The sequence below is a fragment of the Metallosphaera javensis (ex Sakai et al. 2022) genome (assembly GCA_021654415.1).
Taxonomy (GTDB): domain Archaea; phylum Thermoproteota; class Thermoprotei_A; order Sulfolobales; family Sulfolobaceae; genus Metallosphaera; species Metallosphaera javensis.
This window is the reverse complement of the sequence record AP024487.1, coordinates 1,534,372-1,558,814: the sequence shown is the minus strand read 5'-3', so window position 1 is coordinate 1,558,814 and position 24,443 is coordinate 1,534,372. Positions and strand designations below refer to the sequence as shown.

At 49.9% G+C, this 24,443-nt stretch carries 24 protein-coding genes; 5 read left to right on the top strand and 19 right to left on the bottom strand.

Annotation, left to right across the window (positions count from 1 at the left end):
* Positions 1-31: 31 nt before the first annotated feature.
* The 6 genes from QVC96_RS09035 to QVC96_RS09010 form a co-directional block, all read right to left on the bottom strand.
* Positions 32-877 carry a metallophosphoesterase gene (locus QVC96_RS09035; protein WP_287688992.1) on the bottom strand — a complete coding sequence of 282 codons (846 nt, stop codon included), beginning with the start codon at positions 875-877 and terminating at the stop codon, positions 32-34.
* Between the two features lie 126 nt (positions 878-1,003).
* Positions 1,004-1,126 (bottom strand): hypothetical protein, encoded by a 123-nt coding sequence (locus QVC96_RS09030; protein ID WP_287688991.1) that lies wholly within the window; start codon positions 1,124-1,126, stop codon positions 1,004-1,006.
* A 30-nt stretch (positions 1,127-1,156) separates the two neighbouring features.
* Positions 1,157-1,297, bottom strand: a complete 141-nt coding sequence (locus tag QVC96_RS09025; RefSeq protein ID WP_287688990.1) for a hypothetical protein — start codon at positions 1,295-1,297, stop codon at positions 1,157-1,159.
* 61 nt (positions 1,298-1,358) lie between these two features.
* The gene (locus QVC96_RS09020) at positions 1,359-1,781 is read right to left on the bottom strand and encodes a HEPN domain-containing protein (RefSeq protein ID WP_287688989.1); all 423 of its coding nucleotides are present in this window, start codon (positions 1,779-1,781) and stop codon (positions 1,359-1,361) included.
* The gene (locus tag QVC96_RS09015) at positions 1,771-2,259 is read right to left on the bottom strand and encodes a nucleotidyltransferase domain-containing protein (RefSeq protein WP_287688988.1); all 489 of its coding nucleotides are present in this window, start codon (positions 2,257-2,259) and stop codon (positions 1,771-1,773) included. Before QVC96_RS09015 ends, QVC96_RS09020 begins: the two co-directional genes overlap by 11 nt.
* Positions 2,260-2,589: 330 nt before the next feature.
* Entirely contained in the window at positions 2,590-3,825 is a 1,236-nt protein-coding gene (locus QVC96_RS09010) for an AAA family ATPase (protein ID WP_287688987.1), read from the bottom strand.
* A gap of 388 nt (positions 3,826-4,213) precedes the next feature.
* On the opposite strand from QVC96_RS09010, the gene QVC96_RS09005 reads away from it, so the two are divergent.
* Together QVC96_RS09005 and QVC96_RS09000 are read left to right on the top strand one after the other, a co-directional pair.
* On the top strand, positions 4,214-5,074 hold the full coding sequence (locus QVC96_RS09005; RefSeq protein WP_287688986.1) for a hypothetical protein: 861 nt from the start codon (positions 4,214-4,216) through the stop codon (positions 5,072-5,074).
* On the top strand, positions 5,046-5,633 hold the full coding sequence (locus QVC96_RS09000; protein WP_287688985.1) for a hypothetical protein: 588 nt from the start codon (positions 5,046-5,048) through the stop codon (positions 5,631-5,633). Before QVC96_RS09005 ends, QVC96_RS09000 begins: the two co-directional genes overlap by 29 nt.
* 73 nt (positions 5,634-5,706) lie before the next feature.
* Here QVC96_RS09000 and QVC96_RS08995 read toward each other — a convergent pair whose 3' ends face one another.
* Entirely contained in the window at positions 5,707-6,984 is a 1,278-nt protein-coding gene (locus QVC96_RS08995; protein WP_287688984.1) for an ATP-binding protein, read from the bottom strand.
* A gap of 67 nt (positions 6,985-7,051) precedes the next feature.
* On the opposite strand from QVC96_RS08995, the gene QVC96_RS08990 reads away from it, so the two are divergent.
* Complete coding sequence (locus tag QVC96_RS08990) at positions 7,052-7,234, top strand: hypothetical protein (RefSeq protein ID WP_287688983.1); 183 nt, start codon at positions 7,052-7,054, stop codon at positions 7,232-7,234.
* Between the two features lie 264 nt (positions 7,235-7,498).
* Here the strand turns inward: QVC96_RS08990 and QVC96_RS08985 are convergent, their stop codons facing one another.
* The 3 genes from QVC96_RS08985 to QVC96_RS08975 all read right to left on the bottom strand — a co-directional run bounded on the left by QVC96_RS08985 (position 7,499) and on the right by QVC96_RS08975 (position 10,145).
* Positions 7,499-7,924, bottom strand: coding sequence for a hypothetical protein (locus QVC96_RS08985; RefSeq protein WP_238026642.1), 426 nt, complete (start codon positions 7,922-7,924; stop codon positions 7,499-7,501).
* Positions 7,925-7,989: 65 nt separating this feature from the next.
* On the bottom strand, positions 7,990-8,364 hold the full coding sequence (locus QVC96_RS08980) for a hypothetical protein (RefSeq protein ID WP_287688982.1): 375 nt from the start codon (positions 8,362-8,364) through the stop codon (positions 7,990-7,992).
* A gap of 47 nt (positions 8,365-8,411) precedes the next feature.
* Complete coding sequence (locus tag QVC96_RS08975) at positions 8,412-10,145, bottom strand: DNA/RNA helicase domain-containing protein (RefSeq protein WP_287688981.1); 1,734 nt, start codon at positions 10,143-10,145, stop codon at positions 8,412-8,414.
* A gap of 142 nt (positions 10,146-10,287) precedes the next feature.
* On the opposite strand from QVC96_RS08975, the gene QVC96_RS08970 reads away from it, so the two are divergent.
* Positions 10,288-10,953, top strand: coding sequence for a hypothetical protein (locus QVC96_RS08970; RefSeq protein ID WP_287688980.1), 666 nt, complete (start codon positions 10,288-10,290; stop codon positions 10,951-10,953).
* On the opposite strand, the gene QVC96_RS08965 is transcribed toward QVC96_RS08970, so the two are convergent.
* From QVC96_RS08965 to QVC96_RS08945, 5 genes are all read right to left on the bottom strand, one after another.
* Positions 10,939-11,373 carry a hypothetical protein gene (locus QVC96_RS08965; protein ID WP_287688979.1) on the bottom strand — a complete coding sequence of 145 codons (435 nt, stop codon included), beginning with the start codon at positions 11,371-11,373 and terminating at the stop codon, positions 10,939-10,941. The two genes, QVC96_RS08970 and QVC96_RS08965, sit on opposite strands and share 15 nt — an antisense overlap.
* A gap of 15 nt (positions 11,374-11,388) precedes the next feature.
* The gene (locus tag QVC96_RS08960; protein ID WP_287688978.1) at positions 11,389-11,886 is read right to left on the bottom strand and encodes a hypothetical protein; all 498 of its coding nucleotides are present in this window, start codon (positions 11,884-11,886) and stop codon (positions 11,389-11,391) included.
* Between the two features lie 396 nt (positions 11,887-12,282).
* Positions 12,283-15,120, bottom strand: coding sequence for a thermopsin family protease (locus tag QVC96_RS08955; protein ID WP_287688977.1), 2,838 nt, complete (start codon positions 15,118-15,120; stop codon positions 12,283-12,285).
* A gap of 255 nt (positions 15,121-15,375) precedes the next feature.
* Complete coding sequence (locus QVC96_RS08950; RefSeq protein WP_238026633.1) at positions 15,376-15,792, bottom strand: universal stress protein; 417 nt, start codon at positions 15,790-15,792, stop codon at positions 15,376-15,378.
* Between the two features lie 371 nt (positions 15,793-16,163).
* Complete coding sequence (locus QVC96_RS08945; protein ID WP_287688976.1) at positions 16,164-17,654, bottom strand: class I adenylate-forming enzyme family protein; 1,491 nt, start codon at positions 17,652-17,654, stop codon at positions 16,164-16,166.
* Positions 17,655-17,846: 192 nt separating this feature from the next.
* Between QVC96_RS08945 and QVC96_RS08940 the strand changes: the two genes are divergently transcribed.
* The gene (locus QVC96_RS08940) at positions 17,847-18,371 is read left to right on the top strand and encodes a hypothetical protein (RefSeq protein ID WP_287688975.1); all 525 of its coding nucleotides are present in this window, start codon (positions 17,847-17,849) and stop codon (positions 18,369-18,371) included.
* Between the two features lie 1,062 nt (positions 18,372-19,433).
* Here the strand turns inward: QVC96_RS08940 and QVC96_RS08935 are convergent.
* The 4 genes from QVC96_RS08935 to QVC96_RS08920 all read right to left on the bottom strand — a co-directional run bounded on the left by QVC96_RS08935 (position 19,434) and on the right by QVC96_RS08920 (position 24,362).
* Positions 19,434-20,714, bottom strand: coding sequence for an MFS transporter (locus tag QVC96_RS08935; RefSeq protein ID WP_287688974.1), 1,281 nt, complete (start codon positions 20,712-20,714; stop codon positions 19,434-19,436).
* Positions 20,715-20,824: 110 nt separating this feature from the next.
* The gene (locus tag QVC96_RS08930; protein ID WP_287688973.1) at positions 20,825-21,757 is read right to left on the bottom strand and encodes a zinc metalloprotease HtpX; all 933 of its coding nucleotides are present in this window, start codon (positions 21,755-21,757) and stop codon (positions 20,825-20,827) included.
* Between the two features lie 66 nt (positions 21,758-21,823).
* Positions 21,824-22,660 (bottom strand): undecaprenyl-diphosphate phosphatase, encoded by an 837-nt coding sequence (locus tag QVC96_RS08925; RefSeq protein WP_287688972.1) that lies wholly within the window; start codon positions 22,658-22,660, stop codon positions 21,824-21,826.
* A gap of 103 nt (positions 22,661-22,763) precedes the next feature.
* Positions 22,764-24,362 carry an alkaline phosphatase family protein gene (locus tag QVC96_RS08920; RefSeq protein ID WP_287688971.1) on the bottom strand — a complete coding sequence of 533 codons (1,599 nt, stop codon included), beginning with the start codon at positions 24,360-24,362 and terminating at the stop codon, positions 22,764-22,766.
* Between the last annotated feature and the right edge of the window lie 81 nt (positions 24,363-24,443).

Below are 24,443 nucleotides of genomic sequence, written 5' to 3'. Positions count from 1 at the left end.
ACGCACTCCACAACCGGTTGACCAGTGACCATCACATCTCCATGAGCTGGAACCTGTACCCATTGACGTACCTCACCCCATCCACCGTGACATGATCCTGCCTGCTCCCCTCGTGAAGGTGACCATATATCACGTGTTCAACCCCGTGATTCCTTATCACCTCCTCAAGCCTCTCGCTTCCGTCGAAGGCCAGGAAGAAGTCCTTCTCCCTCTCCCCTGTCACCTTGATCAGATCCTTTCTGGGCGCGTGATGGAGAACCACCACCGCATCCTTCACTGACCTCAGCTGATCCTCCAGGATCCTCACGTTAAGTCTCAGATACTCCTCGTTGGACATTCCAAGATTCACGTAAATGCAGTCATTGAACCAGGACTTACAGTCACAATAACCCCTCTTCTCACACGCCATCAATTCCTCCCTGGTACAGTGATACGGATTGCAGTTTTCGAAATCCTCCACGGAGAAGTTCAGATCCCTGGCGAAGGAGTAGTCGTACCAGCCAGTGGTTCCCACCAGGGTGAGGCCTGAGTCGGTTTGAAAGGGCCCGTCAACCTGCAGGAGAACACCGCGGAACTCCCTGTAGACCTCCGCTATCATCTCCACCTTCTCGAGGCTTGTGATTCCCCTGTCCCTCTCTCCCCTGGTGAGCCAGTGCTCGTGATTGCCCGGAACTCCCACCACAGGTCCCTGATACACCTTCCTCAACTTGACGAAGAACTTCCTGAGATCCTGCACCGAGCCCAGGGTGATCAAGTCACCGGCCAGAACCAGGAGATCTGGTTTACCCCTGAGAAGGGAGAAGAGTCTGGAGGTTCTATCACCGTCAGGGTAATGAACGTCAGAGGCGAAAAGGACCTTCACGGGATACACTCTCATTTCCGGTATATGTGTACCACGGTTTCGGCTTTTTCCCCGTGAAGGGGTTAAACACTCTCTCCCAGAGATACATGAAAACTCTCAAGTTATCCGCAAATTTAGGGAAAACTGGAAGGGAAAAAAGATCTACTCCCTTTTCTCCACCACGGTTATATCCTCAAGTCTTATTCCTGCGCTCTTCAATACCCTGAGCATGGACTCCTCGTCTGGGAAGATCAGGTTTGTTTCTCCTATCCGGATCCATATCATCAGGGAAAGAGGAGTTTGAGAAGAGCGGGGTCAGGGGTGAAAATATTCTGACCTGGGATGGGTCCGTGAAAACTCCTGAGGACCTGGGATGGGAGGGAGTTCCTTGACTGGCGATATGGCAGCGTTCCTCACTTCAGTCTCCTCAACCTCCAAGAGGATCAGGAGGTTCATGGACCTGTCCCAACATCAATGAAGACTCTTCAGAAAACGGGTCAGCTTCGGCCCTCATACCTTAAGTGGACAGAGCCTCCAGCAATTTCTTGGCCCACTCCACGACCTCCGAGGCCTTCTTCAGGGCCTCATCAGCGTCGTAGGCGGAGTACAGCATCTCAGGTGGAGTTCCCGTCTCCTCATCACCATACATCGAGGTCTCCCTCTCAGACCTGAGCCATCTGGAGTACGACGCAAATATCTCGATCTTTTCCCTGAACCACTCTGGGAACCTTTCCCTCTCCCTCTTGAGAGCAGGTCCCTCGTGATACTTGGGGACCTCCACTCCCACAAGTCTGAGACATCCCTTGAGGGAGAGCTCCACCGCCTCCTGGCACTGCCTCACCACAATGTTGTATTTACCTCTTGATCTCTCGTTCCTGGCGATCTCAAGCTTCTCATCTGCCTGCATGATGTAAGACCTGGCCAGCCCATCAAAGTTCAACCTTATCACCTGGCCTGTACTTGTTAAACCTCCAGTACCACATCCTTCCCATCCTCACCCTCTCCGCCCCCAGTTCCTCCATCTTTTTCCTGAGCCTGTCAAGTATCCCCGAGAAGAAGCTGTCCCTGTCATACAGGATTACGGCATCCTGAACCATGTCAAAGTAGAGGGGAGAGGTGCGGGATGCCTCCTCCGGGGTTTTGATGATGGGTGAAAGGGTTATGTAGTAGCCCTGGTCCATGTACTTCTCCAGGTTCAATTTCTCCTCGAGCTCCATGAAGATTTCAATCCTTCTTGTGATCTCCCTGGGAAGGCCCCTCACAATCAGGAGGAGATCAACGTCACTGTCAGGTCTCTGCTCTCTCCGGGCCACACTTCCGTAAAGCACTAGGGAGTAAAGATCGTCTCCGAATCTCTCCCTGAGTAGCTCCAGCAGGTTCCTCAGGATTGTGGCGTAGGGCTCATCTACACGTTCCATAAAACATGAGAGAATGAAAGTAAAAGGATTTTTCGGCTTACGAAAGCCATCTGGCGAAGCAGGAGGTGATTGACCTGACGACCATATTTGATAGAGATACTAGAGCGTAATAGACAACATTTTGCAAGGCGTCACCATAGGTATTCTCTCGAATAGGCTATAATACTCCCTTTCTATTTCTCTCAACACGAAAATCTATGTCTGCACTTGAGTATGCTAAGTAAGAGATTGGGGGCTCTGTCATCAACATCTCCAGTATTGGGATTCTTCGAAGTGGCAGCCGCTATCCACACATTCATATGGATAACCAGATTTCCCACGCCCTACACCTTAGCCTATTATGTCGCTAAGTTCCAGAATTGAAGCCTCCATGAAGGTCTTGAGACCCTCATCCGTGGTACCATCCTCGTTAATGGAACACCTATTGGCCGTGTTACCCTTTTCCTTTTTCTCAAATAGCCAGATAGTTGCATCTTCGGGCTTAATCGTCTTGGATCTTACCGCGTGTAGTATACCGGATACTATGTTCTCGCTGTGGGTGATGAGGATTACCTGAACGTCCTCCTTCACACTTATTTCTGAAATCAATCTTCCAAGGAGGAACTGGGCCTTAGGATGCAGGTGAATTTCAGGTTCCTCCACAATCACTACCTTACTCCCTAGCATTTCCGCTAAAACGAACACCATCTGGTTTATTCCGAATCCCTCATTCACCAGATACACATCCCTATCAGCGTTGAATATGCTCACCTGCGGTCCGGGTTCCACTCTCCAATCTATCTTGGCGTCAAAGATTCTCTTGAGCCAGTTCTGGATTTTTTCCTTGGATTGAGGGTCCATGTAGACTAATCTGCTCGCCATCTCGCTACCCACAGAGTGCATCAGGCCCCTAATATTGAACTCTGATGAGGTTGAGGGAAGGATGGGGTACATCGGTTCCAAGAACCCACGTAGAATTGGTACAACCCTGACTTTTTGTAGCGACGTGGTTGGGACATTGGATATGGCGTTTAACAGCTCGTAAATTTCCCTAGCCCTGTTCTCCATTTCAGGAATAGAGGGCGGAGGATAGGTATATGCTCCTGGTTTAAAGGCCTTACCTATGACACCTGATGGAGCGAGGACATAGGTTATACCCTCTATGTTTAGCGAGGCGGGAGTAACAGTCGAGGAACCATACCTGATCCAGGTGTTGGTGACTTTAAGATTGTTTAACGCGGATGTGGAAACCTCAGTCTTATACCCGTACAGTCCCTGGGAATCGAACTCCACCCTGAGGGAGTATTTAACCTCCAGAGATGGAGAACCTGGTATCCTCTCAGTGCCCTTCAAAGTTATGGTTCCCCTTTCACCTGGAGGGACCAGCTTGCTAAAGGGGCCCAGATTTATGAAGGGTAGATTTATGTCCAAGCTGGAAGCGTTCAAAGACCTGGAGAGCATGGCCAGGGCGTGAGCTACGGTAGATTTACCTGTTCCGTTCTCGCCCACAAACACGTTCACCTTTGAGAGCGATATATTCACGCTGGAAATACCCTTGAAATTGGCAATGCTAACTTCCGAAATCATTGATTATCCAAGTTAAAGGATGCGCTATGTTAATAAGGATATCATGAGGATAGCGAAATTGCCTCCAGAGAGGAGTCCGAACAAGATATCGGTTTACAGTCTGGGGGTGAGTCCCCATCTCTCTTGGTGATCCTTCCCTACTACCTGGACAAGTAACGGACTATATCGCGGGCTTTGAATCGTGAATTATGGCCTTGCTTCATAAAGAGATAGTCAATCTAGAGGGACTGCCCCGTATTATTGTGTATTTTAGGGGTCTTTAACGCTAAATACGCAAATAACCGAAATAGGCCCTGATCTTGAAGAACATCTCCTCACTTTCCACTGGGTTCACTCTCGATCGGGGGTCCCTGATTTCACCGTCAGATATTTTGGATAGGGATAGCACATGGATAGTGTGGCCAGAAAACCGGTGGGGATTTACTACGACCCTAGACTTGAAAGGGCCGGAATGGAGTTCCTGTACGGAGTGAAAGAGGACATCAAATCCTTCCTGAATTCACCCCAGGTGGAAGGTCTCACTTTTACGCAACTGGATTACGATACCGTTCAGAACTTCGTCAAAACTCTCGGAATACTGATCATGTTGCAGGACGTGATTCCATACACCCTCTTTGACGCGGAGTACATAGACCTGTTCTCCCTCTCCAATAACCTGGGAAGGTTTCTGAACGCAGGGGGCATCCTCCTCTGGATGGGGGACGTACCCTTCTTCTATCGGCTGAGATGTTATGAGAAGGGCAAGCTACCCAGTGACCCGCTTTCACAGTTCAGGGAGAAAAATAAGTGGATGAGTAACCTGAAATTCATGGAGGAGCATCTCCACTTCACCGAGGTTGATGAGAGGACCTGCTTCAGGGATATCATAGGGACATCGTACATCACTCCCTCCATGGACAGCAGATATATGCCCTTTAGAACCGAGTACCTCAAATTCCTTGATCTCAGCGGAATTTGTTACTCTGAGAGAGAGGTTGACAGTAATCCCACGATCGTGGGTAAATTACTCGGTTACTCCTATTCAAAGGCAATGAGGCCTGTGAAGGCTTCACATAACCTCATACCGCTCTCCACAACGAAACTGGACTTCACCACATGCAGGGGGACATACTATCCCTCCTGGATTAGAGAGGTGGGGAAGGGTTATTTCGTGAGGGTGCTGGATCATCCTAGCCCGGGGATAGAGGAGGTGAGAGGGGCCGTGGATCTGGTGATGAAACTTGGAAGAGTTCAGGGACTTATTGACTAAACTGTTGGGTACGGAGGGGAAATCACGTGTACTTGAGTGCCTGGAGAGACTGGCCTACGGGAACGAGGAATTTGTGGAGTTGATATCCCTAGCCAAAGATCCCAGTATGATCGGACTGGATGAATTGAGGAGAATAGGGAGTGTATACAGGGGATATGAACGTCTAGTTAATATCAATGCTACATACCCCGATGTATTTTTCATGAGGTGTAAAGAATACTGTGATCCCGCTAGGGGTGGGACACTGGATTGCGGGAAATTATGTCTTGAGCTCAAAAGAAATTTGGGCGAGATCAGGAAGGAGGCGTGGAGGATGAGAACCTTAGAAATCTACCGTAAATTGAGGGATGAATCGCATGAGGGACTCACGGATCAAATCCTTGAAGACGATGCTGAGGAATTTTACCTTGTACTAAGGGGAATTGATTCCTTTTCGTCCCTCTTTCACGGAAGGGGGTCCAGACACGGTGAGGCATTGCAGAGGCAGACGGTGATCATCATCAATGATGTCCTCCTGATGGCCTATCTTTACGCTCGCTTTCACCTGTCTCAATGCTGATAGATCCCGTTAAGGCATAAGACTCTGCGTCACGGGTAACTGCTCGCCGTGAACCCATGACCGGGTGAGAGCCTCACCTACCAAGCAACCACTTCCACGCCTTCACCACCGGAACCCTTCTCCCCTTGACCTCAACTTCACCTTCCTCATCAAAGGTTATGATCTTGGCCCTGACTTCGCCCCTCTCCAGGAGCTCCTCCATTCCCTTCACCTCCCTTTCCTGCGCCTCCAGGGAATAGGTGACCTGATAGGCCTCAATGACCTTTCCCTTCACCACGAAATCCACCTCGCCCCTCTTTCCCCTGAAGTAGTAAATTCCCTCCCCATGTCTTCTCAACAGTTCCAGGAACACCAGGTTCTCCAGGAGGGAACCCAGCGACTCTCCCAGCCTGAATCCCACCACGTTTGCCAGCCCGTGATCCACAGAGTACACCTTCTTCTCTCCCCTGACCATCTCGGACAGCTTGGGGGTGAGGGGGCTCATCAGAAACACCAGGAATGCTCTCCTCAGACACTCTGTGTACCTCAGTGCGTTCTTGAAGGGTATGTTGAGGAGCCTAGAAACCCTTCTCAGGGTAACCCTGTTTCCCACGTTGCTCAGGTAGAAGAGGGATAGGTCCCTAACCTGGTGGGCGTTCTTCAGGTTACAGGCCTCGATCACATCCTTGCTCACAAGATCCTGGTAGAGGTTGACCAGGATGCTCTCCTTCATGGGGGAAAGGACAACCAGGGGAAATCCGCCATACCTCAGGTATTCCTGGAACAGTGCCTTCACCTCGCTCTCCCTGGCCAGCAGGTCCAGCTCAGAGGAGATCTGAACTCCTTTGAAGGTAAGGAATTCCCTGAACGAGAGGGGATACACGGAGAGGGCAACGTGCCTCCCTGAGAGGACCTGGTTGAGGTGTAGAAGTTCGCTGGTTGATCCGGAGACTGCTACAAATGACTCCTTTCTGTCCACAATGGATCTGACGAATCCCTCCCAACCCCTCACTCTCTGGACCTCATCTAGGAACAGGTAGGGCTTACCCTTAACTCCCTTTTCCGCCCTCAGTTCCTGAAAGAGGGAATAGACCTGGAAGAGTTCCTCTCCGTCGACGGAGAGACGTGGATCCTCGAAGTTGAGGAGGAGGGTGTTCAGGGGATCAATCCCTCCCTGTATCAGTCTCCTGATGGCCTGATTGAAGATGGTGGACTTCCCTGACCTCTTCACGCCGGAAAGATTCACCACCAGGCCGGTTTCCAGGTAACGAAGAAGAGCGGAGACATACTCCTCCCTTGAGACTCCCGTGAATTGTTCCCTGTACCAGAAGTTCCAGTCCATCATGGCCTTGATGATTGAATCCCTGTTCATGGTAGGAGATTCGATGGAAGGTTAAAAATGATTCTTGGGAAGAATCAAAAACAGGTAAATTTGATTCTTGGGAAGAATCAAAAAAGGAGACAGCGCCTCAAGACCGGATCCGTGGGTTAAGATCCTAATGAAGGCTCCAGATCACTTGAAGCCACCCCTCTTGAGATATACGTGGGCCCTCCTGGGAAGCTGGCAGATGACCAGTTCCTCTGCTCTAAAAAGTCCGGTGGGAGACATTGCCCGGAAATGAAGGTTAGACACTGAGAAAGGGAGTTCCTATGTACACGTGGTAGGGTCACAGGATAAGACGGGACAGTGATCCTGATTTTTTCTTGTTGTGAATTTCTCTTGCGTCCATCATTTAATGAACTCAGCACTCTAGCCAGCTTCGATAAATCCAGAAGAGATAAACAGGACATCACATTCAACCGGAGCCGAGGAGGACGAACCGTACAACCTAACCTTAAAGGCCCAGCACCTAACCGGCTGAACCAGCATGAAGCAGACCAATCCCCTAAAATGGTATTACGCCGTTCTCAGGATACAGAGTTCCTCGAGGCAACATCCCGGGCCCCTGATGGAACACTGGAAGGGTTATGTTAAACCAAGTGCCGTTATAGAACTGGACCTCCCCCAGATTCAGGGGAGTGGAGTTCTCCACGAGATATACTCCGTCGTACCCGGCCATGATGGGGCCTCCATGTATGAAGGTAACGTTCCCTATCCTAACCTGGGAAAATGGAGAGTAGTAAACCAGGTACACGCTGGAATTAACCACGTAAAATCCCTGCGGTGAATGGAAGGTGGGAGAGGGAGCCTGGGTGGAATTGCGAGATGGGGCACTAGTTACTGTGAAACGGGTGAAGAGATGGGTTTCCTCAATTACCCCTAGGGAAACGGCTACAACTAGGAATACAACCAGCAAAATGAGAAGTTTCACATAGCATAGTTTACGACTAATATTATAACCTTTTTCGTAAGAGTAAGTTCAACGTACTTCAGGTATCACCTCATTATCAGTCTCTGTAAATGTGAACCCAGCCTGTCGTCGTAAAGGTTATAGAATAACGTCCACTTCAGGTCCTCCTCGTTGTAGGTTCCGCTCAGATATAGTTCAATTCCCTCTACAATTTCCCTGTGGAACTCCTCGTGAAGGTTTACCTCGTCAGTCTCAACATCATTCTTCACCAGGTTGTAAATGTATTCCACCCTCACCTTCTGCTCGCCTGGGGACACCCTATACCTGAGGAGGGAACATATGTTGGCAAAGGCTATGGTGATTGTTACGTTTATCTTCTCCCCTTCAATTTCCTTGGAGATCAGGATCTCATCTATCAGTGTCCTGGGGTATATTGTGACCTTGACCGGGTCCTCAATCATTTCGCTGCTTTGTGGGGGCAGCGGTTAATAAGTGCTGCATTGTGTACTTAAGTCAGGAGCGAGTTAAGGAAGACCCCTGTTTCCCTGTCCTCCGGGAAGATGTAAACACCTTTGATTCCTCTGGTCAACATGATGTAGTACCTGTTCTTCAGGAGTTCCAATGCCCTTTTTGGATCCCTTGAGGCTAGCCGCTTGAGTGAGTGTCTTCCTCCCACGTCATCCGTGATTGGACCAGGATCTATGCTCCATCCACCCCTCCATACTAGGTCCCTCCCCCACACGACTCCCACATAGCTCGCCTCGAATCCTTGAGCCCCATACACAGAGGCACATCTGGAGAGGTCACTTCTTCGGGTCCAGTATAGGGGATAGTCCTTCTTGGGATCCATAAGCCAAGTTATCCTATCCCTACCCACCACGTTTCTCAGGTCCACGTTCCTGTAGAGAGAGAAACCCGATTGAAGCGGGAAGCCTATTCTCACGTTCTTTAGAGAGTCAGGATTCTTCTGGTCTCCCTCAGACTCCGTAAAGGCACATACCAGCGCTCTGTCCTCCCTGTTGTTTAGTTCCCTCAACATGTCCGTTATGGAATTGAATACCCTGATCTCAATCCCCAGATTTCTGGCCATTACAGGTTTACCCCACAGGAGTTCCCTTACCCAGAAAAGGTACTCCTTGGACTGCCTGAAAGGACTGGATAATGACATTTCCGTGAAGGCTGAGGAACTCGCGTAACGCCTGAACATATCTCTGGTGCCAACCTCCTCCCCAATCAGGATCTGGTTGTCATCGTAGAAGAAAACCCTCACCTTCCCCCTGGTCATAGACGTCTTTATCACGTCCTCCGTCATTCTCTGCGCCTCGTCGAAGATAACAAGGTCGAGCTCCTCATTGAACCTTGGCTGTCCCACCCCATCCTTATACCCTGTGGAGTAAAACCTGACGGCACCGCTAACAGGTCCCAGTACCATCCGCAGGGTATTGAGTAAACGATTATTCTTGTAGGCTAGGACAGTCCTCTTCCCCCTTCTCAGACCCTCGATCAGGAGGGTAATGGCCACAAGCGTCTTACCTGATCCGCTCTCTCCCCTCACCAGATAAGTTCTGTCCCTGTTGTTATCCAGATCTTCCATAACCTGATGAACCAGCAAAGCCTGCTCCTCCGTGAGTCCGTACCCCCTAGATAGGAGAGCCCTTGAGGCGTTCTGCAGGATACTGCTGCCCTGGCTCTCCAGAAGGCTAACAAGGGCGTCGGTGATGTGAAACTTCCCCCTGAGAACTCTATCGAGCGCCTCTTGATTGACGGGGCCCAGAGAGTTCACAGCATCCCTTAACTCCCTAGGTTCTGTGATTACGTCACACTCTAACTCCACGTCCCTGGCGTTGTACATGACAACCGTTCCCTCAAATCTGACGTTGGAGGAGTGGAAATAATTTAATTTATTCACATAATTTTCAACTTGATAGCACGGGTTAAGATGTATCCCACCGTCAGCCTTTACTAGGTAATCATCTAGGACCCTGACGTTTTTCCATCCCTTCATTTCCACTACCAGGCCTCTTTGATCGTCCACAAAAACGAAATCCGCCCTCTCGCCACCCAGGATAGGCATTTCCACTATGACCGGAGTCTTGATCCCGCTGTTTCTGAGGAACTCCAGGCTGCTTTTCCAAGCGTTTACCTGCTCCAGCCCCGGCCTCTCCGTGAATGTGGAGAGGTACGCGTTCTCCAGCATGTCTACCGTGATACTGTCAGGCCTTTCAACGAGGGGAAGAGTCATCAACTTAACTAAAACTTTCGGTCATTAAAAGGGCTCCTGGTTAGTGTCGATTTCCGGGTGATATATTGGAAGCTGACATGTGGACAATAATACTAGAAAATGATTAGTAAGTGGTTAAAGGTTTAATGGGGAGAACAAATTTATGGCCTGTGGATGCAATCTCTGCATCTCCTTTGACTCCTATATTAGCCGTAGTGAAGAGGAAAAGCTGAAGTATAGGCAGGAGGTACTGGAAAGGCTAATAATGATTTCGAGAATTAACGTCATCCAAGCAGACTTTGAAGTTGTTCCAAGACCATTCTCTACCTCAAACAACTTAGAGGGTATATATGACCCTCACAAAAAGAAAATTACAATTTTTCCTTATTCTATGGATAATTATATCCACGTGAGGGTGGTGTTACACGAAGTTTTGCATTGGAGATATCACAGGGATGTAAGCGATCCTATACTGAAAGAAGTTCTAGAAGGTTTAGTTGATTCCCTCACATTTTCCCTGATATGTAAGAACCTCACAAAAGAATTCAAATATTTCTCTTCAGACTTGTATCAAACGAGTAGTAAATTTACTCTCTCTATGCTTCTCTATCAGGTGAGTGAGAGGGACGGCTATTCCATTGAGGATATCCTAGAGCAGTGGGAGAGACATGAGTTAATTCAAAATATATCGAGAGAAATACGTGAGGGTAACCACCAGTGTTATCCGCTTACTCCCTATTGCATATACTCCGCCGTAGACATTACGTCCAAAGTAACGGGGTTTGACTTGGAGGCTTCGTTGATGGACCCTAATCTATTTTGCAAGTGAGACTAGTAATGAACCCTTTACCGTGAAAATCGGATCCCCAACCATGTCCCTAGCACCCTCCATCAAGTAGATATGTGTAGGCACGTACCTTGTCCTCAGCGTGGTTCCATCCTCGAGCACATACTCTGTGAAGGGCTCCTGAACAACTTTGACCATTTCCAGTATATCTAGCTGACTTGATGGCTTCTGCTCCTCTGTGTACCTTCTCTCACCCTGATTCCTGAAACCCACATTGATGTTGAAACGAACCAAAATCCTGTCCTCTAGCTCTTTGCCCTGGTCCTCCCTTTCATAGATGTTGGTCACCACAGCATAAACCACTAACTTTCCTTTGATTCCCTTATCCTGCAGATCGATATCGTATATATTAGGTTCCAGCTTTTTAATTTCGTAGTCAAATTCTCTCTTAATATTTATCAAAAAGATACACCTCGTCTACTTATTAAGTTGTTTGGGTAGTGAAATTTCAGACGATAACTGGCTCTTGCTGGTGTCACCTTCGGCAGAGAAATATTCGTTGCTCTGGGATAGAAGGGATTCGGGTTTGAGTCGTGTAACTGGCGTCTTGTTGGTTATGATGTTACCATGAACTATCACCTGAAGTTCAGAGATGTCTACGTTGTTCTCAAGGAGTGCTCCGAGTAATCTAATGTAAGTCACCCTTTTAGATTTAGCAAGGTAAAGCAGACTCCTCTCTACACCCACAATGTCGAAAAGAGCCTCTAGGAATTTTCTTCTGCTCTCCCTAGATATAGTTTCAACCTTACCATGGGTCCAGTTGTATATGGATTTCCTGCTTATTCCGCTCCTCTCCTCAAGTTCCTTGGCTGACGTCTCGTTCTCTATATATCCCAGGATGTTAACAATATCCGCCTCGCTGATTACACCTGAGAACAGATTGAGGTAAATGTTTCTCCTCGGGTCATATGACATGTGTAATAGATTACACATGACACTTATATGGTTTTCCGTTAGTGACGTTAAAAGATACGGGTGGGTAATATATTACTCATGTAATAATAACTAAAATATATTTTCTCTAGTTTCATATTAACTCTTGGAAACTAGGCCTGGTATCTGAAGGCATTAAATAATCGCTTCTCCACTGCCCACTGAGGAGGTGTATCGGGATTTTGGAGATCCATATTTATTACGTTGTTTCAATCGAGGAAGGCTGAATAACTATACATATTCACTCAAAATCTATCCAGTAGCTTTTGATTAATTTCTATACACTGATTCTGGATAAAATTTGGGCATATCGAATAAAAATGGAACAAGAGACTAATCTCATTCATTCAGGCTCACCTTTTCTCACTCAGCTTTGGTTCATTTCCTTCTTAACACCAACACCACCACCGCAAGCACTCCGGCCGCGGGAAACAAGTACACGACGTAGCCGTAACCCACGTTCACGGACATGCCATACGTGGTGGGGACCCCCAGGGAGTCTCTGACCACAAGGGTGAGGTTATACTCTCCAGGCGAGAGGGTAAGGTTGAGTTCACTCCCGTTACCCGCATCCCTTCCATTCAGCAACCAGGTGTAGGAGTATGGAGGAGTCCCTCCAATCACATGGGATGAGGCAACCAGTGCCCCGCCCAGGAACAGGGAGGTCTGCTGTAGAGTGAAGTTAACCTGAGGCCTCGGATGAACCACAAGAGTCACGCTCCTGCTCAGGGTGAACCCCGCTCCATCCCTCAGGTTAACGGTTACAGTGTAGTTTCCCGGGGGATCGTTGAAGAGTATCCCGGGAGAGGAGGAGCCTGTGGACCATTCTAGCTGGTAGGGTGGAGTTCCCCCGGAATACCTGGCCTGTAGGGAAATGGGAACGCCCTGATCCGTGATCGTGGAATTGTAAACCAGGGTCAGGGACGGGTCCGGGTTCACCTGGAACGTCACATTTCTGGTTACCGAGACCCCAAGGGAGTCCACCACTGTGACTCTGAGGGTGTAGTTCCCGGGCGGAGGGGAAAGGGGTATGGAGAGACTACCGTTCACAAGGCTGGTAAAGGTTTGACCCATCACGCTGTACACCACTCTGTAGGGTGGGGTTCCTCCCGACACGGTCACGTTCACCGGATTAACCTGCCCGGCATCCAGGACAGATAAGGAGGAGAGGTTCACCTGGGGGTCCGGGTTCACTGTCACGGTCAGGTACCTAGTTACGGTGTAGTTCAGGCTGTCCCTCAGGATCACCGTGATCAGGTAAATTCCAGGCCTGGTGAAGGTTACGTGATTTCCCACAGGTGTTCCGTTGAGGTATACCACAACGTGGTAGGGTGGAGTTCCCCCTGACGCCGAGTAGGTGATGTTGCCTCCCTGGCCAACATCCAAGATCGTGGGGAAGGATAACGTAAGGCTGGGATCCGGGTTCACCTTCACCATCACCCTGTTTGAGGAGGATGACACTCCCAGCGAATCGGTCACGGTTGCGAAGATCACGTAGGTTCCAGGTTGCAGGGTCAGGGTTACCGCGTTCCCGCTAACCTGGTGGGGTGTTCCGTTCACGTAGAGGGTTACGGTGTAGGGTGGAGTTCCCCCCGAGTATTGAAGGTTAACCGTCAGGGGTTGACCGTAATCCAAGAGGGTGGGGGCATTTATGGTCACCACGGGTCCGCTTCCCACCGAGAACTGGGTTGATCCTGTCACGGACTGACCCAGCCCATCCACGACCACCACGCTTAGATTGTGTGGCCCCGCGCTCAGAACTCCCAGATCCAGCTGGATGGATAGGCTTGAGGTACCGCTCACCTCCCTCACCAGGACGTGATCCAGGTAGAACCTGTAGATGTAAGGTCCCACTCCGTTCAGCACCTGGACGCTCACGTTCACAAGTACTGGGGAGCCCTCCTCTGCCCTCACCACATGGAAGGAGAAGTGGCCCGCGAGGCCCTGAACCGGGTAGAGCGGTTCGAAGAAATTCTCCTGTCCCACCGTGACCACGGGCTCCCCATTCACGAGGGAGGTCTTCAGGTTGTCCGCAGCCTCTGCAGTGTCAGCTCCGTACCCGTAAAGTTCCCTGGGGGTGACTGGGGATCCGTTCACAAGGTAGGACATGGAGAGACTTGCGTTCATGGAGTTGAAGTAGGTTATCTCCCCGCCTCCTCCTCCCCCGAACACGAGCTCGGCGTCATATCTGCTTCCGCTCCCGGTGGTGTTAAATCCATCCACGAGGAGGTAGGCACTCCTCACTCCACTCTGATGAATGGTGACGTTATCGTACCAGTTCATGGTTCCGTTATAGAACCCGAACATGACCAGGACCCCCTGGGACACGGGATTCACCTTCACGTAAAGCTCCCCTGAGAAAGGTATGGTATAGCTGAAGTTGGAGGTTCCATAGGCGTAGTAATACTCTGTGTAATATCCCCTGCCAAAGGAGTAAACGTGCCCCTGTCCAGACACCGTGGAGTTGGAGAGGACTGACGGGTAGCTGGTGAGGTTCCACACGTTATCCACGAGAAGTACCGTGTGGTTGTTTGTAAGGAAGATGGGAACGTTCTGGAGCCAGTACTGGTAACTTCCCCTCAAGGTGTTGACCTGAAGCACTAGGTTGAACTGAAGGGAGGCTGAGTAGGGAGATATTCCCTGGGGAGGAGTGGCGTTGTAGGCTGAGATTGAGTATATGGTGAACTTACCAATGGCCTCGTTGAACTTCACCACGTAGCCCTTCAACCCGGTTGAGGTATTATCAACGCCGTAGTCAGCTATCCCAATGGGTGCCGGTGGGGAGGAATGAACGGTGAAGGGGACAAGGGGGATCCCTCTGTAGGTGAGGAAAATGTTGGCAATTAGGGAGTTGTTGTTCTCCACCACCACGTAATACTGACCTCCCTGAAGTGGGCCCACGTTGAAGGATATATTCACCCCATATGCCGAGAAGATGGACGCGGAGGAGCCCGTGGATGAATACTCCTGATACTCGGTGGAGTTCAGGACGAGGAGGGTGACGGGATTGGAGGAGGTGAGTTGTCCCGTCATGTTCTGTCCAGAGTAAATGGTGCACGAGAAGGTCTGGTAATATCCTGGAAGAAGGTAGAAGTAGGAGGAGGGATCACCGTGAAGGTGACGGGGCACCTGAACCGGAAGGGCGGAATGGACGTGAACCTGGGGATACAGAGTGACAAGGGAGAGAAGGACAAGGGTAAGCATCACATAACGCATGGGAGTTTTGATCTCCGGACTGCTTTAAACTTGTTCCAAATTCCCCGTGATCCAGACACATGGGTAGGTGATTAATTTTGTTTTTGGATTCTTACCTGAACAAGCTCCCTGCCAGGACTGGGATAAACGCGCATGAATATTGACTCATATCAAGATTTTCACACGTGATGACATCATATGGTTCAACAGGGCTCGGGTGGCGGGAAAACCTTAACACTTACCGCAAATTGCCTGCCCGTTCTTGAACTGGTGAGCTCACTTCACCACCAGAACCGGCTTCTTGGTCCTCTCCGCAACTGAGGAACTCACACTTCCCAGAAAAACCTTCTTCAGTCCCCTGTGACCCCTGGTTCCAAGAACTATGAGATCCGCGTCCTCCTCCTCTGCGAACTTGGAGATAACCTGATCGGGAGGACCTCTCGCCACCTTAAACTCCACCTCAATCCCGTGCTCACGTGAGATCCTCCTTACCTCCTCAGTGTGGGACATGACCCTCTCCTTGATCTTAACGTGATCCTCCCTGTAATATCCCTCCAGCACAAAGTGATCTGAGTCTATTGCCTCCACAGCTATCACCTTGGCTGAATGAAGCTTGGCCAGCTGAATGGCGTGAATCAATGCCCTCCTGGCGTGCTCCGATCCATCATATCCCACTAATAGTTTTCTGTACAAGTGAGGCCACTGCTATATCTTACTAATGGAACAATTTAAACTTTTCTATTAGTTTCATTTATTGCGAGTCTTGATTAACTTAAAAATGATCAAATTATGAGGGGAGAAGACTGGGGTAGAATGAAAACTATCAAGTTAAGGCATAACAGCGATCAAGTATCAAGGAGGTAAATTAAAAGAGTAACCAGTTCACTGGGGGAAGGTGATCCTTGCCCCTAACTCTCATATACGCAAGAGAGAGGACGTGCCCTCGTTTGAGGGGAAGGGGTACCGGAGCTTCAACCCCTGCACTTTCTCACGATCCGTGAAAAATTGATGGTCTCCCTACGGTCATATCCAGGAGTGCGTTAGTGTCACAACAGGCCCCTACGTCAAGAGTGGGATCCCTCCCTGAACGCCCTCCTCATTATCTTCCCTGAGCCTGTCTTTGGAATCTCATTCACTATCCTGATCTCTCTGGGTACCTTATAGGGGGCCAGCCTGGTCCTGCAGAACTCCTTCAACTCGTCAAGGTTCAGGGTCGCCCCTTTTCTGGGCTTGACGAAGGCTACCACTTTCTCCCCTCGGTACTCATCGGGTAAACCCACAACAACCGCCTCATCAACCCCAGGATGAAGGTGCAGAACCTCCTCGACCTCCCTTGGCATCACCTTGAAACCGGAGGTCACTATCACGTCCTTCTTCCTGTCTATAACGTAAACCCATCCATCCCTTATCTCCCCAACATCTCCCGTGGGAAGCCAGCCGTCCCTGAACTCCTCCTGTTTCCAGTATCCCCTCACGACCTGAGGTCCCCTCACCAGAAGCTCACCGTCCTCCAGCCTGATCTCCGTGTTGTAAACGGGTACGCCTGAGCTCACCACCCCCATTTCGTTTACGGGCAGGTTACCCTCGTAGGGATAGGGCCAAAGCGTTGCAGGTGAAGTTGTCTCGGTGAGCCCCCAGGCCATGTAAATCCAGGATCCGGTCACCTTCCTCCATTCCTCCTCTAAGGCTCTGGGCATGGGCATCCCTCCCGAGGACCACAGTCTCATGGAAGAGAGGTCCTCTCCAGAATAGGAGTTCAGCATGGCCCTGTACGCCGTGGCCACGCTCATGGTAACAGTTGTCCTCTCCCTCTCCACTGTCTGAAGGGCTCTCCTGGGATCGAACCTGTACGACGTATGGATTTCAGCCCCCGCCATGATGGGTGTGGTCACATGAAAGACCTGTCCAGTTACATGAAAGAAGGGAGCAATCCCGAGTACCCTGTCCCCGGAGGTGAACCTGAACCAGGTTGTATAAATGAGGGAGGAGGCAAAGAGGTTACGGTGGGTTATGGGCACCCCCTTGGGTTTACCAGTTGTGCCGGATGTGTACATGAGAACGGCAACGTCATCTGGGGACACCAAGACCTTGTCAGCCCTACCCCCCGTGACCAGCTCCTCCTCGCAGTCGGGAACGTTCCATCCCTCCACCTCATGGAAGGTATGGGGATTTGTCCTTACCACTGGAACCCTGGTTGTGATGTGGGATTCGCAGGAAGCGATCATGAGCCTTGCGCCGGAGTCCTGAACCAGGTAGGCAAGTTCGCTCTCCGTGTAACCTGGATTCACTGGCAGGACTATTCCACCCCTTCTCCACACTGCGTATTCAGCTATCAGGAACTGCGGAATATTCTGAGTGGAGAGAATAACGACGTCCCCCTTGCCTACCCCCAGGTCTGCCAGTAGGGAGGATGTTCCCTCAACTAGCTCCCTTAGTCTGGGGTAAGAGATGCTGGTACCGAAATAGGTTACTGAGATGTCACCGGTAGACCTCTCAAGGATCTCGGGTTGGGTGAGAGGGCTCAATAACTCCCTAAGTGAAGGCCCTGCAATCATTATGGAGAGTGAACACGCCGGCTTAAAAGTCCTGCTAGGTTTCGGTGGATGTCTAACGCCTCTGCCCCTATCATCGAATTTTCTCCAGGATAAAGCAATCCTCGGGGGGAGATAACGGGGTCCAGTTCAACTGGTCCAGGATTAAAATATGGTTTAACAATAGTTTAAGTTCTTTTCCGTGAACTGAAATATATGAACAGGAAATATCTATTTCAAGGAAACGTAATTAGCCTGATAGCTTCACTCGTAATTCTCTATGGACTGGCCCTACTTGAGATTCACGGCATCTCGTATGCGCTCTCTGAACCCTTTCTCGCCATAATGGCGGTGGTGTGGGTAATGGCCATACCATCTTACATGAGCTACAGAATGAGCAAACTGGAGAAGCCGTGGATCATGGACTATATGGCCGTTAGCGCAATGGTGATAACACTCGTGGGATTGGTTCTGGCATTTGAACATCTATTTCTGGGAGTGGAGATAATCCTGGCAGGTTACACCCTGGAGCCAATTGCAGGGATATCCATTTATATCACGGCAAACAAGATATCGAGACTTTATTCATCGCTCTTCTTCTGGGGTGCTGTGATCTTCACAGCCGGTCTTCCGCTTTTCCTCTTTAACGCGGGCATGGTGTCCATAGTAGGGGACGTGATCAAGATGGCGGGTATCGTCATGTTGCTGGCCAAGTCCGGGGTAAGTAGCGGAATAGGATGAGAGAAGTTCTAGGGAGAGTAACGTGGTACGCTGAAATTAAACGCGTTATCCTCATGCCTCCCATGTCCTCTTTACCTTGATCACAGTTGAGCTACCTCACAATTGTTTGAAAAGGTAAAACTCTTGACCGGGAGTAGATCCGTGGGTAAAACCCTTGAATTCACGGTATGATCTGCCTCGGGCCAGAGAGGATTCTATTACCTTTTCATGTATCAATCCCGTGAGAGGTGCAGTAATCCAAGGAATCTCCAGGAAATGTTTAGAGCGAGGATTCCTAATTATCCCTTCCTGGAGTAAAGGCTTTGACGTGTCCACGTGTTGGTACATTATACTATACCAAGTCCATGTAGAGTTGGTATAGTATGGTAGACCATTTTACTGAGACCTCCACAGACACCCCGTGAACGTTGAGGATGAAGCAGATTCTTGTGGATCAGCGGGAGATGGACCTGAATAAGACCACGTTGGAGGTATGGGCAAACCGAATTAGTGAGGCACATATGCTCTTTTCCCCCGTCCAGATACGGTCAGAAACTGAGGCAGTGGCTTACCTGTGAACTATCCCACTCCGAAGGGCGAGACTTTCCGAATCTTTGTGACAACAAGGTTTACGTGGTCGATCCAAGCTTGAGAACGACTTTTAACCTGACTTTTACGACGAACTGAACTCAAGGCTCATCCAGGTTACGCGCGCCGACGACTCCATCAAGGAGAGAGAAACAAGGGGTTAAATCATGGCTACGAATTGACTAGGGCGAGAGAATTGTTGTTAGCCGGGATTAGAGGGAGGTTAGAAGGATGGACAACAGATAGATAGGGATTTCCGCCATACGAGTTTTTATTGGAAGAGTTCAGAACTTCGTGAAACAATGAACCGTGAGGACAGATTGGGGAGACGAACCCCGAGGTTCAATAGCGACGACTGAGGGGTACAAAGGTGGAGAGGATGATCTCCCCTCTCGAGATCAACCAAGATTACAGGAGCGAACAGCCCCACACTTAAAAAGATTTCTCTTCATAAAAAAAAGATTACACCTTTGTCCCTTCCAGCTCTCCCGATACCTAGTCCACGCTCACTCCCTTGCCTGTCTCATATCCCTTCACAAACCAGAGAACAGCAGCCACCGTACCCACTGCCCATACCAGACCGTTAAACAGGGTGTACTGGAAGATGCTGAAGTTGCTGGTCAGGTAGATGGTGGGAATGTACGCTCCAATTGATATGAACCTTGCTATTGCCGTCAGGGTACCCCTCCTGAGCGTGGGCCATATTTCGCTCTTCAACGCGTCCTCCGTGAGGTAGGAGATCCCCACGAATATGTTCAGCAACACCAGAAGGGAGTAAAACAGGGAGAGGTTGACGCTCCACGCGGGAATGGTACCCATGATGAGGAAAGTGAACCCTGTGGCGCCGACAAAGGAAATTAGAAGCAGGAGTTTCCTGCTCAGCGAGTCCGCGAAAGCTCCGATCACGAATCCCACAGCCATTTCAGCCAGGTTTGTGACCAGTATTATGAGGGCAGTCTGACTGGGAAAGTAATATGGGCCTAGTACATAAGTCATCAGCCCATAGCCTATGGTGTTCGCAGCCGCCACCACTATGGCCACGAAAAGCTTAAACCAAGTGGGCAACTTCTTTACCTTGATCTTGGGTCTCAGCTCCTCCTGGGAAATTATTTTCACATCTCCGAAGTACTTCTTCATCTCCTTTTCAGCGTCCTCCAGTCTGCCCTGCTTCTCCAGCCACCTTATGGACTCGGGTATTTTCAGCCTCGCGTAGATCAGGACCATGAGCACAATGAGGACCGTGACGCCTATCATGAGTCTCTGGAAGAACACGGTCTGATTCTGAACCAGGTAACCCACCAGGCCCAGGACGAAACCTCCCACATTGATGAAGTTTAGCTCAAGGAAGAAGGCCTTACTCCTGTGCTTCCTGGGCATTATCTCGTGAGTTGCAATCATTATTGTGTTCATTTCTCCCCCGGCGGCGAAGAGCATGAGCGCCAGGAATAGGAGGATAAGGTAGTAGGTTCCGCTGAAAACCAGGCCAACCGCACCCACACCGTAAAGCGTCATGGTGATGTAGAACATGGTTTTCCTTCCCAGCTTGTCAGAGAGGGGTCCGGTCACTATTATCCCTATTATGAGCCAGAGGGGAGCCCACGCCAGGAGTGTACTGGTGAGGAACTTGGGAACGGAGACCCAGCCGGTTGCAATGGAGGCCATGCCAAAAATGTAGGCCTCAAGGAAAAATCCCGCCGAGAAGGCTATGAACGCGAAGGTATGCACCCTGGACCAAGAGAACTTGTCCAGGTTCTTACTGAAGGGATTTGGATCCATCAAGGTATATGAATTGAGTAGATTTTAAAGGTTAACCGTGTGACTGTCTAAAAAGTTTAGATGATATGGTATTACCATTAAAATGTTACTAGGAATCTTGGTGAGCTTGGTCACCCTCCCTCCCTGATGAGCCTGTAGAGCATCTGAACCCTCCTTGCTGGATGAGGGTGAGTGGACAGGATGTCCGTGAAAACGCTGACCTTCCTGTTCAGCCACTCCCTCACCACGAGGAGGGGCTCCTGTTGCTCAACCCTAACCGGGGCTGCCGTTACAATGATCCCTGTGAATGGATCCAGTCTGATCTTTTGCATGTAAAGCTCTATCTTTGCCAGGGCAGTGGCTAGGGCACCTGACCCCTCTCCCAGCACCTGATAGGAGTTGTAATCTGCATATGACTCTCTTAACCTGTTGAACCAGAGGACGAAAATCTGAAGCGTGAGAGTGGCCACCAGGAGGATGAAACCCAGGGCTAAGGCGAGGAGGGCGAAAAGGAACTCAAACTCGTCCCCGGCGAAGAGAATCGCCAGAAAGCCCACATTCATGAGGAGAGTGCTGATGTAACCTAGGGCGGTGGGAATGAGTCCAAGGGTCATTCCGATCTCCACGTCCCTATGCCTAAGGTGACCTATCTCGTGAGCTATCACAGCTCTCAGTTCGTTCATATCCAGTATTTGAAGAAGGGGAAGGGTAATACCGACCCTCCTTCCTGAAACACTGTTACCATAGGCGAAGGCGTTGGGATAGGGGGCATCAACCAGGAAAACCCTTGGCGGAGAAACCCTTGACGCCACTGCAATCTCTCGAACCATCTGTACTATCCACCCGTACTCGGGATCGTTGATGAAGACTTCAACCCCTCCTCTCCCCACAAGGTATGGTGAGATGAACCATTGAAAGAGCCAGAAAACGAAGAGGAGCGGGAAAATCAGCAGAAGAGGTATCCTGAGGGCCGACGAGATTACCAGAAGAATCAGTCCCTCTGAGAGCACTGTGAGAATCAGGGCCACTGTCATGCTGACCAGGAGCCTTTCCCTAACGCTCATGGTTCTAGATTAGGTGATGGAGTTAAAAGTTTAGGAGAGCGAGGAGTGCAAGAGGGCGTGGACGTTTTATCCTCCAAAAACGGTGCTGAGCAACCCGCTCAGGATCGCCAGCAGTCCCAGGGTGAACACCAGGACAAGGACCTTCCCGGATCTGGCAAACTTGAGCAGAGCATCTATTAGCACTAGACTTATGCCTGTGGCCACTATCATAGATACAGCCAGTCCTGTTACATTTATGAGATGAACGGCCTGAACTACCTCAGCTTTACTGAAAAGGACCGTGACACCTATTGCTCCTAGGGCTGCAGGTATCAGGGAGATGAAGGAGAGCCTGAAGGCCTCCTCAGGTTTCACGCCCAGCAATATCATGGCCGATGTGCTCATTCCCGATCTGCTGACCCCAGGGAGCGCCGCCAGACCCTGGGCGAGGCCTATGATCACCATGTCTCTCCATCCCAGCTCCTCCAATCCTCTTCTGGGAACGTATCTCCTTCTGGTCAAGTATATTACCACCCCGTCCAGGATGAGGATTATTCCCAGAATGGTCATTGGTATTCCCACCACCGCTGACGTAACTAGGTCTATCACAAAGAGGTAAAGGGGAACTCCCACCAGACCCGTAATCACGGTTATGATGATCACGAACTTCAATAACTTGAGATCCAGAGCGGTACCCCTGCCCACCATTGCCTTGAATAGTCGAACTATCTCCCTCCTGAAGTAGATGACTGCAGCGAAGATGGTCCCTATCTCCATGAAGAGTCCGAATGAATAGGCCAGAGAGAAGGGCAAACCGAGGAGGAAGGTTGACGCTATCAACACCTGTGTCTTACTGCTGATGGGTAGCCACTCGCTTATCCCTTGAACCAGTCCAAGAACTATTCCCACAAGTATGTAGTTCATGGTAGAGCTAGATGGGTTGGGGAAATTAGGATTTACACATATAGAAAAAGTGTGGAATATAGGTCTAATTAGATCTATGTAGTCTACAGTTTCTATATAGGTCTCATTTTCTCCTCTCCAGATAGAGGCCTATGCCTATTATTACCAGAAGCACCGGGATCATGAGGAGGAGAGAAGGAAATCCCTGACTTGAGTTTTGGCCTGAAGCTGTACTTCCCTGAACCACGTTTCCCTGCGTGAAGTACTCTGGGAGGGAGTAGTTGCCCATACTCATGACGTGATACAGCTGGTTGTACTCTGTGTAGTTGTTGTTTATGGTGGCAACGTATCCGTAATGTATGGGATACTGCAATGGTACGGGATAGGTCCAGTTCTCGGGAGTCAGGACCAGAGGAGCCCTGGGAGAGGTGAAGTTGAGTCCATACAGGATGGCATTGGGGCCGAACTCCTTCACTATGGGGTTAAGGTAGGGGAGATGCCAGTTGTAATCGATGAAGGCAAGGATGGAGTAGCCTGAGGCAGTGTAATTATCCACGAATCCTTCCTTGGCGTAGGGAGATATCATGAGCAGTGGAATCCTCTGTCCCAGGGTGAAGTAACCCGGTAACAACTTGGAGAGGATGGGAGCGTTCGCCAGTCCAAACCCATACACTATGGGTGGTGGGACAGGGTCGTAATATCCACCTCCTTCGTCGAAGGTGATGAAGATCACCGTGGAGTTCCACTCAGGACTTGTCATTACTGCATTTATCACGTTATCAAGGGCTATCATGGCAAGCGTAGTGTTGAAGGGAGGATGCATATCGTAACCCGGCACATGATCGTCGTAACCCATGGGACCCGTGAACATCACGTAGGAGACGGAGGGTAGGGTTCCGTTCTTTGCCTGAGCTAGGAAGTCAGTTAGATCGTGATAGTGTGAATTCCACTGGTTTGCTCCCTTCAGCAGGCTCACGGGGAGAGGTGCGGTGTTGTTGTAACCTAGGTAGAGGTCTGGAGACAACAGCTGGAAATCCCTTGAGTAGCCGTACTCGTACCAGCCCCAGCTAATGTTGTTTTCCGTGAGCTGATACAGTATTGAGTCGTTGAGGGGTATCAATCCGAACTGCGGTGCGTCGCTCTCCACCTGGGTTGGGAAGCCAGTGATGTACGCAATCCTGTTTGGAACAGTCACGGATAGGGTGGGGGAGAAGTAATTGTCAAACAAAACGTATTCCTCTGCGTAATCCCACAGGAGAGGGACCTGTTCATACGAGATGTAGGCGAGGGATTGGGGACCTGAACCGTTCACGAAACCGTTCATCTTACCCCAGTTCCAGTCCTCGTGGTAGTTGGAGTATCCCTCAACAGGATCCTTCAGGACTGTGGAGTTGGCGTAGTAGGGATGAAGGTAATCCTTCCCCGACGGAACTGATATCCACGTCACGTTCCCGTGGCTCTGCATGAGTAGGGTAAGAAGAGAGAGGTTGTAGATGTAGTTCACCGGTCTCATCAACGACATGGTTATGTTGTTCTCTATCACTGGGTAACCAAAGGGATACGTACCGAATATGCTGTCAAAGGCATGGTTTTCCAGCTCTATGAAGATGACGTGCTTTATTGGGGTGGCAGTGGAGGAGGCCTCGCCCGCATGGGCTGTGGGTAAAAAGGAGGCCACGAACAGGATTACCAAAACTGTGGAAATCAATTTCCAGGTGTTCATATCAAAAGGGTTTCTATCCTGAAAATAACCATTACTTACATAAAAATAGTAAAATATATAGTGATTGTAGAGCTATATAGG

Excerpts from the sequence above, each read along its gene's own strand:
- QVC96_RS09035 (WP_287688992.1), bottom strand. The coding sequence starts at position 877 with ATGAGAGTGTATCCCGTGAAGGTCCTTTTCGCCTCTGACGTTCATTAC.
- QVC96_RS09030 (WP_287688991.1), bottom strand. The coding sequence starts at position 1,126 with ATGATATGGATCCGGATAGGAGAAACAAACCTGATCTTCCCAGACGAG.
- QVC96_RS09025 (WP_287688990.1), bottom strand. The coding sequence starts at position 1,297 with ATGAACCTCCTGATCCTCTTGGAGGTTGAGGAGACTGAAGTGAGGAAC.
- QVC96_RS09015 (WP_287688988.1), bottom strand. The coding sequence starts at position 2,259 with ATGGAACGTGTAGATGAGCCCTACGCCACAATCCTGAGGAACCTGCTG.
- QVC96_RS09010 (WP_287688987.1), bottom strand. The coding sequence starts at position 3,825 with ATGATTTCGGAAGTTAGCATTGCCAATTTCAAGGGTATTTCCAGCGTG.
- QVC96_RS09005 (WP_287688986.1), top strand. The coding sequence starts at position 4,214 with ATGGATAGTGTGGCCAGAAAACCGGTGGGGATTTACTACGACCCTAGA.
- QVC96_RS08995 (WP_287688984.1), bottom strand. The coding sequence starts at position 6,984 with ATGAACAGGGATTCAATCATCAAGGCCATGATGGACTGGAACTTCTGG.
- QVC96_RS08980 (WP_287688982.1), bottom strand. The coding sequence starts at position 8,364 with ATGATTGAGGACCCGGTCAAGGTCACAATATACCCCAGGACACTGATA.
- QVC96_RS08975 (WP_287688981.1), bottom strand. The coding sequence starts at position 10,145 with ATGACTCTTCCCCTCGTTGAAAGGCCTGACAGTATCACGGTAGACATG.
- QVC96_RS08970 (WP_287688980.1), top strand. The coding sequence starts at position 10,288 with ATGGCCTGTGGATGCAATCTCTGCATCTCCTTTGACTCCTATATTAGC.
- QVC96_RS08960 (WP_287688978.1), bottom strand. The coding sequence starts at position 11,886 with ATGTCATATGACCCGAGGAGAAACATTTACCTCAATCTGTTCTCAGGT.
- QVC96_RS08955 (WP_287688977.1), bottom strand. The coding sequence starts at position 15,120 with ATGCGTTATGTGATGCTTACCCTTGTCCTTCTCTCCCTTGTCACTCTG.
- QVC96_RS08945 (WP_287688976.1), bottom strand. The coding sequence starts at position 17,654 with ATGATTGCAGGGCCTTCACTTAGGGAGTTATTGAGCCCTCTCACCCAA.
- QVC96_RS08940 (WP_287688975.1), top strand. The coding sequence starts at position 17,847 with ATGAACAGGAAATATCTATTTCAAGGAAACGTAATTAGCCTGATAGCT.
- QVC96_RS08935 (WP_287688974.1), bottom strand. The coding sequence starts at position 20,714 with ATGGATCCAAATCCCTTCAGTAAGAACCTGGACAAGTTCTCTTGGTCC.
- QVC96_RS08930 (WP_287688973.1), bottom strand. The coding sequence starts at position 21,757 with ATGAGCGTTAGGGAAAGGCTCCTGGTCAGCATGACAGTGGCCCTGATT.
- QVC96_RS08925 (WP_287688972.1), bottom strand. The coding sequence starts at position 22,660 with ATGAACTACATACTTGTGGGAATAGTTCTTGGACTGGTTCAAGGGATA.
- QVC96_RS08920 (WP_287688971.1), bottom strand. The coding sequence starts at position 24,362 with ATGAACACCTGGAAATTGATTTCCACAGTTTTGGTAATCCTGTTCGTG.